The sequence below is a fragment of the Psychrobacter sp. 1U2 genome, from assembly GCF_051847575.1.
Window position 1 is genome coordinate 1 of record NZ_JBPYDC010001112.1, and the last position, 703, is coordinate 703.

Below are 703 nucleotides of genomic sequence, written 5' to 3' on the forward strand. Positions count from 1 at the left end.
GTCCGTGTATTATAACAAGAAGGCTCATAATAAGCAGGGGTAAACCGTGATAAATTGGCTACCATACTTATAAATAATTTGTGAGCTGTTATTACGATATCTATTTCTTTTTATCAGCAAACTTTTGCCTAATCTGACACATTTTTTACTTAACTCTTATACGTTTTACAAACGCTCACATCGTCTTACGGGCAACCTATATAATCAGGCAGGCAACTATCGTTATTCTACAACCAGCTAATAATTAAAACCATTAACACAGTTTTCACAATAATTTCAACTTTAACGTAATAAGGATATCTATTATGAATAAACAAGAACAAATCGATAAAATCCAAGACGTAATTAAAGACGTAAAGTTTGCCATGATGAGCACTATTAATAGTAAAGGTGATGTGCATGCATGGCCGATGACGACGAGTGAAGCCAGTATCGCTGATAAAGAGATTTGGTTTATCGGTGACAAAACTTCAGATGTCGTAAAAGATATTCAAGACAATCAAAAAATAGGCTTGTCTTATGCCACTCAAGACGAAAAAGACTATGTTTCTGTCAGTGCCAATGCAGAGCTGCCAACAGATAAAGATAAGCTAGATGAGCTATGGTCACCTGTCTACAATGCGTTTTTTGAGCACGGTAAAGAAGACCCAAATGTACAACTTATTAAAGTAGTACCACATGGCGTAGAATGCTGGTTGAGTGG

At 36.0% G+C, this 703-nt stretch carries 1 protein-coding gene; it reads left to right on the forward strand.

Annotated features, from left to right (window positions below):
• Window positions 1-305: 305 nt before the first annotated feature.
• Window positions 306-703: pyridoxamine 5'-phosphate oxidase family protein (locus tag ACS8FD_RS20670; RefSeq protein ID WP_439277246.1), on the forward strand; the 398-nt coding region annotated here is incomplete at its 3' end.